The organism is Promicromonospora sp. NPDC060271 (assembly GCF_042726755.1).
Taxonomy (GTDB): Bacteria; Actinomycetota; Actinomycetes; order Actinomycetales; family Cellulomonadaceae; genus Promicromonospora.
In genome coordinates this window covers 1-9,265 of the sequence record NZ_JBHXBG010000209.1, presented here as the reverse complement: position 1 = coordinate 9,265, position 9,265 = coordinate 1, and the positions used below count along the sequence as shown (strand labels likewise).

Below are 9,265 nucleotides of genomic sequence, written 5' to 3'. Positions count from 1 at the left end.
GTGCTGGGTATTTGTGGGTCTGCGGGCACGAGACCCACAAATACCCAGCACTCAACGGGGGTGGGAGTTACTGGTAGACGCGGACGTAGTCGACCAGCATCCTTGACGGGAACGGGGTGGTCGCGTCCGGGGGGCCGGGCCAGTCACCGCCGACGGCGAGGTTGAGGATCATGTAGAAGTCGTGGTCGTAGACCCACGGCCCCCGCGTCGACTCCACGGTGTCCCGGTCGGCATAGAAGACGTCGCGGCCGTCCAGGGAGAACTGGATGCCCTCGCTGTCCCACTCGGCGGCCCAGGTGTGGAAGCCCGCCGAGATCTTCGAGCCGTCCGGCAGGGAGTACCCGCCGCCGTAGCCGCCGCCGCCGTTGTACGCGGGGGCGTGCAGCGTCGAGTGCGCCCGGGTCGGGTCCTGACCGATGAACTCCATGATGTCGATCTCGCCGTTGTACGGCCACGGACGGCCGTCCAGGAAGTCGGAGCCCATCATCCAGAACGCCGGCCACAGGCCGCGGCCCTCGGGCACCTTCACGCGCGCCTCGAACCGGCCGTACTGCGCGTGGAACTTGTTGGAGGTGTTCATGCGGTGCGACGTGTACTGCCGCCCGTCGCGGTCCTCGCGCCGAGCCTCCAGCACGAAGTTGCCCTGGCCGTCGTGGAACCCGTTGCCGCTGGGGGTGTAGACCTCCAGCTCGTTGTTCGCGGGCAGGCCGGGGTCGATCGTCCAGCGGGAGGCGTTGGCGGGGGTACCCGCTGCGCCGTCGAACTCGTCGCTCCACACCAGGTCGAGGTCGTCGAAGTTCGGGTCGGCGGGCTCGGCCGGGGGAGTGGTGGGCGCGCCGCCGGTGCCGTAGACCTGGAACTCCCACAGTGAGTAGCCGTACGGGCCGCTGCGGTCGCGCATGTGCACGCGCACGTGCCGGCCGGTGGCGTCGAGGGGAATCGTCTGCTTGAAGCCCGTACCAGCGGTCGTGGTGTGCACGGTGCGCCACGTGGTGCCGTTGTCGGACACGTCGATGTCGAAGACGGTCGCAAAGGCCGGGTCCCACTGCAGCACCACGCTGCTGATCCGTGCGGCGGCGCCGAGATCCACGGCGATCCACCCCTCGTCGACCCAGCCCGTGTCGGGGCTGACCGCCCACCGGCTGGCCGGGTCGAGGTCGAAGGCCTTGTCGGGGGAGCAGAGCCAGCACGTGCCGTCGTTCTGCGAGCTGGAGGCGCTGCCCGCCTTGTTGTACGAGAGAAGGGTCGTGTCGCCCGGCTGCACCACGCCGCCGGCGCCGAGCACCTGCAGCTCCCACAGGGAGACGCCCCACTGCGTGGCGCGCTGCGTGGCCCACAGGCGCAGGTAGCGCCCGCTGCCGTCGACGTCGAGGTTCTGGTCCCCGCCCGTTCCCGTGGTCGTGGAGTAGATGGTGGACCAGGTGCTGGCGTCGTTCGAGACCTCGATCCGGAAGCCGGACGCGTACGCCGTCTCCCAGTCGAGGACGACCCGGTCGATCGCCTGGACGGAGCCCAGGTCGACGCGGATCCACTGGTTGTCGGCGGCGGTGCTGGACCAGCGGGTGCCCGGATCGCCGTCGACGGCGTTGGCCCCGGTGCTCCAGGCGAACTCGGTGCTGGACGTGGTGACGGGCCGTCCCTGGGAGAGCGGCTCGTCGGCGGCTGCCGCGACCGGTACCTGGGTGAGCGCACCCAGGGCCAGCAGGGCCGCGGCGGATGCCGCTGCCGCGAGCAGGCGTAGTTGTCTGCGCATTTGACGTGCTCCTTCGAACGTCGGACGTGCACGGGTCGAGCGCGAGAGAGCGCTCTCTCGGACACTGTCGCGGACGCGGCGACCCGCGGTCAAGGGTTTCGCGACAAATCGCTGACAGCTCTGTAAGCGGCGGCCTGTCAGACGGGGCACGAGGTGTCAGATGTACGGGTCACAGGAATGACCTGTACATCTGACACCTCGGGCCCCGTCTGACAGGTGGGCAGGTTACGGGCGGACGACGACCTTGCCGAACTGGTCACCCGTGTTCAGCCGGGCCAGGCCCTCGGCGGCCCGGGCGAGCGGCAGCTCGGTGTCGATCACGGGACGCACTCCGGTGCGGGCGCAGAACCGGGCGAGCGCGCCCAGGTCGTCGCGCGAACCCATGGTGACGCCCTGCACCCGGATCTCCTGGAAGAAGACGCGGGTCAGCTCGGCCGGGGGAGCGTCGCCGGACGTCGCCCCGCAGACCAGCACCGAGCCACCCGGACGCACCGAGCGGATCGAGTGGGCCCACGTCGCCTGACCCACCGACTCCAGCACGGCGTCGACGCGCGCGGGCAGGCGGGCGCTCGTCTCCACCGCACCCGCCGCGCCCAGCGCGACGGCCCGCTCGCGCTTCTCCGCCGAGCGTGAGGTCACCCAGACCTCCAGGCCGGCCGCGGCCCCGAGGGTGATCGCCGCGGTCGCGAGGCCGCCGCCCGCGCCCTGCACGAGCACGCTGGCGCCCGGCCTGAGGCCGCCCGCCGTGAAGAGCATGTTGTACGCGGTGAGCCACGCCGTCGGCAGGCACGCCGCCTCCTCGAACGACAGCTCGGCGGGCTTGGGCACGAGGTTCGCCGTCGGCACCGCGACGCGCTCGGCGAGCGTCCCTGGGTAGCGCTCGGAGAGGAGCGACCGCGGCTCCTTCGGCCCGACGCCGTGCCCGTCGGCGCCGATGACGCCGTGCACGAGCACCTCCGTGCCGTCCGGCGTCACGCCCGCGGCGTCGGTGCCGAGGATCATCGGCAGCTGCTGCTCCCGCAGGCCCACACCGCGCAGCGACCACAGGTCGTGGTGGTTCAGGCTCGCCGCCCTGACCTCAACGGTGGTCCAGTGCTCAGCGGCCTCCGGTTCGGGGCGGTCACCCACCTCCAGGCCGTCGAGCGGGCTGTCGGGCGAGAAGCTGGTCACGTAGGCGGCAAGCATGCCGCGACCCTAGCCGACGCCGGACCAGCCGGCCGGGACGGTGCCCAGCCGCACGCGCTGCGGGTGGTCGCCCACCGGCACCGACGTGATCTTCTGCCCTGTCTCGAAGTCGATGGACGTGACCTGGTCGGCTCCGGACTCGGACACGACGCACGCCGCGCCGTCGCCGGTCACCGTCGACCAGTACGGCTTGTCGACGTCGACCAGCGGCCCCGGCTCCAGCGTCGCCCGGTCCACGACCACCGCGTAGTCGTCCATGGTCCCGGCCACGCACAGGTGCTCGCCCGACGGCTGCATGGTCAGGCCGTGGTGCCGCGAGTCGTTGACCATCTCGGTGCGTGGCCCGTCGTACACGCCGGGCAGCGTCCTGGTCCGCGTGATCCGGTCGGTCGCCACGTCGTACTCCAGGAACCCGCCGAAGAACGACACCTGGAAGTACAGCTTCGACTCGTCCGGGCTGAACGTGGCGGGGCGCACGGCGTCGGAGAGGTGGCCGAGCCCGGCGTCGTCGAGCCTGTCGCGCATGTCGATCTCGCGCACCACCTCGAACGTCTCGGCGTCGGCGACCGTGATCACCCGGTCGCCCTTGAGGAAGTCGAGCGCCGGGTCGTCGAAGCCGTTGTTGACCTCGCCGATCGACATGTTCCAGAGCAGGCCGTCGGACGTGTAGACGTTCTCGTGCGGCTTGTCGCCGGTGGGGAACGACCCGGCCTCCACGCCGGTCTCGATGTCCAGCACGTGCACGCGGTTGCCGGTCGACGCGGAGACGGCGACCTGCGTGCCGTCGGGGGAGACCGCCATGTGGTCGGCCCGCACGCCCGCGACCTGGAACCGCCACTCGACCTCGCCGGTGGCGAGGCTGATCGAGACGACGTCGGCGAAGCTCGGCCGGGACACCACCAGCGACGAGCCGTCGGGCGTGGTGTACATGTCGTCGGCGAACTGGTCGTGACCCTCGCCGACGGTCTGGCGGATGACCAGGAAGGCGGCGAGCCGGATCGGGTCGCGGTAGATCTCGCGCATCCGCTGCTCGCGGTCAGGGATCACGTTGATCTCGCCGACCGGCGCGAGGCCGGGGTCCGAGGACAGCACGGACGCGGTGCCGTCCCAGTTGTTGGCGACGAACAGGACCTCTTGCGGGGCGGATTCGGCCTGCGCGGGCGCTGCGAGGGCCGCGCCGGACGCCATGAGGCCGAGCGAAGCCAGGATGGAGAGAGCACGGCGAGATGTCACTGAACGCTCCTCTTCGTCGAGCTGATCTACGGTGATCAGCTCGACGAAGGCTACTGGAGATGGGTTCAGTAAAGAAGGGTCGTCCGGTGGGTCAGCTGGCGCCGACGTCGAACATCCAGGAGATGCCGAACTTGTCCGTGAGCGCCCCGTAGTAGTCGCCCCACGGCGCCAGCTCGAACGGCTGGCCCGGCGTGCCGCCGTCGGAGAGCTTCTCGTAGGCGCTCTTGATGTAGTCGTGGTCCTCGGGCCCGCCGGTCAGGGCGACGGTGACACCCGCTGAGGGCGCCACGTACTCCATGAACGACGGCGTGTCCGACGCCATGATCGTGAGGCCGCCCGGGGTGTCGAGCTGACCGTGCATGACGAGGTCCTTGTCCTCGTCGGGAGTGGGCATCCCCTCCATCGGGGTCCCACCGAAGGTGCTGACGTCGAGCTCGCCGCCGAGCACGGACTGGTAGAAGTCCAGGGCAGCCTTCGCCTCGGACCGGAAGCTGAGGTACGGGTTGAGCTTTGCCATACGGCCACGCTAAGCCTGGGACCGGTGGCGCGCTCGATGGTTACCCGAGGAACTCACTGACCATCGGGCCGATCTGGTCGGCCTCGACCAGGAACCCGTCATGGCCCACGTCGCTCGTGACGATCCGCAGCGGCTCCGCGTTCGGGATCCACCGGGCGAGGCGTGCGGACTGCGCGGGCGGGAACAGTCGGTCGCTGTCCACGGCCACCACGAGGGTCCTCGCGGTGATCTGGCTGAGCGCCGCCTCGACGCCGCCGCGGTCGCGGCCCAGGTCGTGCGACAGCATCGACTCGGTGAGCACCACGTAGGAGTTGGCGTCGAACCGGCGCGCCAGCTTGTCGCCCTGGTGCTCCAGGTACGACTGCACGGCGAACCGGCCGCCCGCGAACGGGTCCTCCCCGCCCTGCGGCAGCCGGCCGAACCGCCGGTCCAGCTCGTAGCCCGTCCGGTACGTCGTGTGCGCGATCTGGCGCGCGATGCCGAGGCCGGAGTGCGGGCCGTCGTCGTCAGCGGCGGAGTAGTAGTCGCCGTCGCGAAAGCGGGGGTCCGTCCGGATCGCGGCGAGCTGCGGGTGGGACCACGCGATCTGGTCGCCGCCGGTCTGGGCGGTCGTCGCGATGGCGCCGACGTTCCGCACCTCGATGCCCGCCTCCGGCCCCAGGAGCGCCCACTCCAGCACGCGCAGGCCGCCCATGGACGCGCCGACCACGAGGTCCCACGACCGGATCCCGAGGTCACGGGTCAGGGCGATCTCGACGGCGACCTGGTCGCGGGTGGTGATGTACGGGAACCTGCCGCCCCACGGGCGCCCGTCGTGCGCGAGCGACGACGGGCCCGTGGTGCCCTGACAGCCACCGAGCACGTTGGGTGCCACGACGAAGTACCGGTCGGTGTCGATGGGCTTGCCGGGGCCCACCATGTCGCCCCACCAGCCGTCGGTCACGTGCCCTGGCCCGGCCTCGCCCGTGACGTGCGAGTCGCCGGTGAGGGCGTGCAGCACCAGCACGGCGTTGGAGCCGTCGGCGTTCAGGGTGCCCCAGGTCTCGTACGCCACGCGGACGGCGGGCAGCCGCCCGCCGGCCTCCAGGTCGAACGCGCCGACGTCGGCGAACAGCCGGTGGCCCGGGTCGTCGCCCTCGCGCCACGCACCGCTCGCGGGAACCGGGGGCTTGCTGCGGGAGCGCGAGGCTCTGCCGAGAGCGCCGTCCGGCACGGGGACGAGGGCGCCGTCCGGCGCCGGGAAGGGCACGAGGGCCGAGCGGACCTGTTGGTCCGGGGCGTCGTGCGCGGCCTTCGAGGTGGTGATGGCCATGTTCTCTCCTGCGGCTCTGGGTGCTGAGCTCGGGGCGGTGGGCCCCGGCGCGGACGGCGTCGTCACATCGCTGTTACTTCGTCTCCTGGCCGAGCTGGCTCTTGGCCGCGGTGAAGCCCAGCTCGAGGTCGGCGAGGATGTCCTCCACGTTCTCCAGGCCGACGGCCAGCCTGACGAGGCCGGGGGTGACCCCCGACAGCGCCTGCTCCTGGGGCGTGAGCTGCGAGTGCGTGGTGGACGCCGGGTGGATCACGAGCGACCGGACGTCGCCGATGTTCGCGACGTTGGAGTGCAGCTCCAGGGCGGACACGAAGGCCTGGCCGGCCTCGGCGCCGCCGTCGAGCTCGAAGGCGAGCACCGCTCCGGCGCCCTTGGGCGCGTACTTCTGGGCGTTCGCGTGCCACGGCGAGCTCGGCAGGCCCGCGTAGTGGACCGCGCGGACGTCGTCCCGTGCCTCCAGCCACTGCGCGACGTGCTGCGCGTTGGCGACGTGCCGCTCGATCCGGAGCGACAGCGTCTCGATGCCCTGGGCGAGGAGGAACGCGTTGAACGGCGAGATGGCCGCACCGAGGTCGCGCAGGAGCTGGACCCGGGCCTTGAGGACGAACGCGAGGTTCGCCCCGAGCGCGGACCCGACGCCGAGGTCGCGCGCGAAGACCAGACCGTCGTAGCTCGGGTCCGGCGTGTTGAAACCGGGGAAGCGCTCGGGGTCGGCGGCGAAGTCGAACCGGCCGCCGTCGATGATCACGCCGCCGATGGCGCTGCCGTGGCCGCCCAGGTACTTGGTCGCCGAGTGCACCACGATGTCGGCGCCGTGCTCGAGCGGGCGGATCAGGTACGGCGTCGCGACGGTGTTGTCGACGATCAGCGGGACGCCCGCCTCGTGCGCGGCGGCCGCGACACCCTCGATGTCGAGCACGTCGGCACGCGGGTTCGGGATGGTCTCGCCGAAGAACGCCTTGGTGTTCGGGCGGACGGCGGCGCGCCACGCGTCGAGGTCGTGCGGGTCGTCCACGAACGTCGTCTCGATGCCGAACTTCGGGAGCGTGTGGTGGAGCAGGTTGTACGTGCCGCCGTAGAGGCTGGCGGAGGCGACGACATGGTCGCCCGCCTCGGCGAGGTTGAGGATCGCGAGAGACTCAGCGGCCTGGCCGGAGGCGACGAGGAGGGCGCCGACGCCGCCCTCGAGGCTCGCGAGCCGGTCCTCCACCACCTGCTGCGTCGGGTTGCCGATGCGCGTGTAGATGGGACCGAGATCCTTGAGGGCGAACCGGTCGGCGGCCACGCCGGCGTCGGGGAACACGAACGACGTCGTCTGGTAGATCGGCAGGGCGCGGGCGCCCGTTGCGGGGTCCGGCTCCTGGCCGGCGTGGATCTGGCGGGTCTCGAACGACCACTGGGGCTGAGTCATGGCTCTCCTGCTTCCTCGTGCTGGTGGCGAACATCTGGCGGATCTGACCGAGAGGTGCCGCGGCGTGCCCCGAGGGGCCTGCGCATCAAGAGGTGGTCCGCGGCGGGGGAGGCGCGCACGCGGGAGTCGGCCGGAAAAGGCCGAGGGCAGGCGAACGTGCGCTGGTTCAGCAACAACACATTCGACGAGTCATGTGGTGACCGTAGACGGCGCAGGACCGCGCCGATAGTCGTGTCTTAGATCGTGAGATGCAGAAATGAGACAGGGCTGAATGTCCTCCGGTAGCGCGAATCTGCGCCCTGAGCCACATTGGAGCGTGGCACGGAAGTGATTCACGGGGTCTGCGCAAGGCGACACGCCGGAACAGCGCTGATCGGGAGGGTGGTCATGAGGCGGATCCGAGGTCTGGACGAGAGGCACGGACATGGCGGGGTGCTCGCGCTCCGTGCGCTGGGGGCCGCGGTGCTCGCGCTCGGCCTGGTCATCCCGTGGGGACCTACCGCGGAGGCGGACCCGCCGACCGATCCGCCGTCCGCGGCGGAGGCGCAGGCAGCCCGTGACGCGGTAGCTGCAGGCACGCTGGACGTCCGGCAGGCGGAGGCGGCGCTCGGCACGCTCCGTGCTGAGCTCGAGGCGGCCCAGGTCCGCGTCCAGGTGGCGGCCGCCGACTACGCGGAGGCGCAGCAGGCCGCCGAGCGGGCCGAGCAGGAGGTGGCCGCCGCCCGCGCCGCCGCGAGGAAGGCGCACCGGGGTGAGGTCGCGGCGCGGTCAGGCCTCGCGGAGGTGTACCGGGCGTCGGCGCGGGACGCCGACCTGGGCTCGCTGGACATCGCCTTCGAGGCGGACTCGGTCCCGGACATGGTGGGTCGCAGCGCCGTGGAGCGCGCGGTCCAGCGCAAGCTCGGCGGGGCCATGGCCGCGTACCAGCAGGCGCGCGCCGCGTCGGAGTCCGCCGACGCCCGGTGGAGCGCGGCGAAGAAGCAGCGCGACGCGGCTGCCAAGCAGGCGCGGACGGCGTTCGACGCCGCCCAGGCCGCCGCTGCCGACCTCGCGGCGCGCACCCGGGCGGCCGAGGTCGAACGCCAGGCGCTGGTCGCACGCCTCGCGGAGCTGCGGCAGACCAGCGTCGAGATCGAGAACGAGCGGGAGGCCGCGCGGGCCGCGGCGGCGGTCGCCGCCCGCGAGGCGGCGGCGAAGGCGGAGCTCGAACGGCGGCAGGAGGCCAGGGCCGAGGCGGCCGCCGTGGCAACGGTGCGCACCGAGCGGCCCGGCCGCGGGTCGGCGGACGGCGGGGGCGCCGGTCCGGAGGCCGAGCCGGCTCCCGCGCCCGCCCCGCGGCCGGCGCCGGCCGGCCCGCCGACGGAGGGCGTGACGCAGGGTTCCGGTGGCCTGGGGATCGGCGCGGTGGCCTGGGCGCGGGCCAGGCTCGGCGCGCCGTACCTGCTCGGCGCCGCGGGCCCGTCCGCATACGACTGCTCGGGGCTGACGATGATGTCGTGGGCGAGTCAGGGTGTGAACATCACCCGCACGTCGCGGTCGCAGTACCTCGCCGTCGGCAAGGTGGGCTACGGCTCGCTCCGGCCAGGCGACCTCGTCTTCTACGGTTCGGACCCGAGCGACCCGGCGTCGATCTACCACGTCGCGATGTACACGGGCGGCGGCATGATGATCGAGGCGACGCTGCCCGGACAGCCGCTGTCGGAGAACCCGCTCCGCCTCGCGAACGCGATGCCGTACGCGGGCCGCCCGTAGACGTGTCAGACGCACAGGTCACCGGAGTGACCAGTGGGGCTGAAAATTAAGGGGGGGGGGGCGTTGAGTTCTTTTGGGAGTAGCCCGTGTGCTTGGCGCGCG

At 71.9% G+C, this 9,265-nt stretch carries 7 protein-coding genes; 1 reads left to right on the top strand and 6 read right to left on the bottom strand.

Annotated features, from left to right (window positions below; translation table 11 throughout):
* Positions 1-67: 67 nt before the first annotated feature.
* The 6 genes from ACFWE2_RS22810 to ACFWE2_RS22785 all read right to left on the bottom strand — a co-directional run bounded on the left by ACFWE2_RS22810 (position 68) and on the right by ACFWE2_RS22785 (position 7,411).
* A complete protein-coding gene (locus ACFWE2_RS22810) occupies positions 68-1,753 on the bottom strand; it encodes a discoidin domain-containing protein (protein WP_377226493.1) in 1,686 nt (561 codons plus the stop codon).
* Positions 1,754-1,978: 225 nt separating this feature from the next.
* Positions 1,979-2,938: a zinc-binding dehydrogenase gene (locus ACFWE2_RS22805; protein ID WP_377226492.1), complete on the bottom strand. Its 960-nt coding sequence runs from the start codon at positions 2,936-2,938 to the stop codon at positions 1,979-1,981.
* Positions 2,939-2,947: 9 nt separating this feature from the next.
* Complete coding sequence (locus ACFWE2_RS22800; protein WP_377226491.1) at positions 2,948-4,171, bottom strand: YncE family protein; 1,224 nt, start codon at positions 4,169-4,171, stop codon at positions 2,948-2,950.
* Positions 4,172-4,262: 91 nt separating this feature from the next.
* A complete protein-coding gene (locus ACFWE2_RS22795; protein WP_377226490.1) occupies positions 4,263-4,688 on the bottom strand; it encodes a VOC family protein in 426 nt (141 codons plus the stop codon).
* A gap of 40 nt (positions 4,689-4,728) precedes the next feature.
* Positions 4,729-6,000, bottom strand: a complete 1,272-nt coding sequence (locus ACFWE2_RS22790) for a homoserine O-acetyltransferase (RefSeq protein WP_377226489.1) — start codon at positions 5,998-6,000, stop codon at positions 4,729-4,731.
* Between the two features lie 73 nt (positions 6,001-6,073).
* Positions 6,074-7,411, bottom strand: coding sequence for a bifunctional o-acetylhomoserine/o-acetylserine sulfhydrylase (locus ACFWE2_RS22785; RefSeq protein ID WP_377226488.1), 1,338 nt, complete (start codon positions 7,409-7,411; stop codon positions 6,074-6,076).
* Between the two features lie 387 nt (positions 7,412-7,798).
* Here ACFWE2_RS22785 and ACFWE2_RS22780 point away from each other — a divergent pair, with 387 nt between their 5' ends.
* Positions 7,799-9,163 (top strand): C40 family peptidase, encoded by a 1,365-nt coding sequence (locus ACFWE2_RS22780; protein WP_377226487.1) that lies wholly within the window; start codon positions 7,799-7,801, stop codon positions 9,161-9,163.
* The last annotated feature ends 102 nt before the right edge of the window (positions 9,164-9,265 follow it).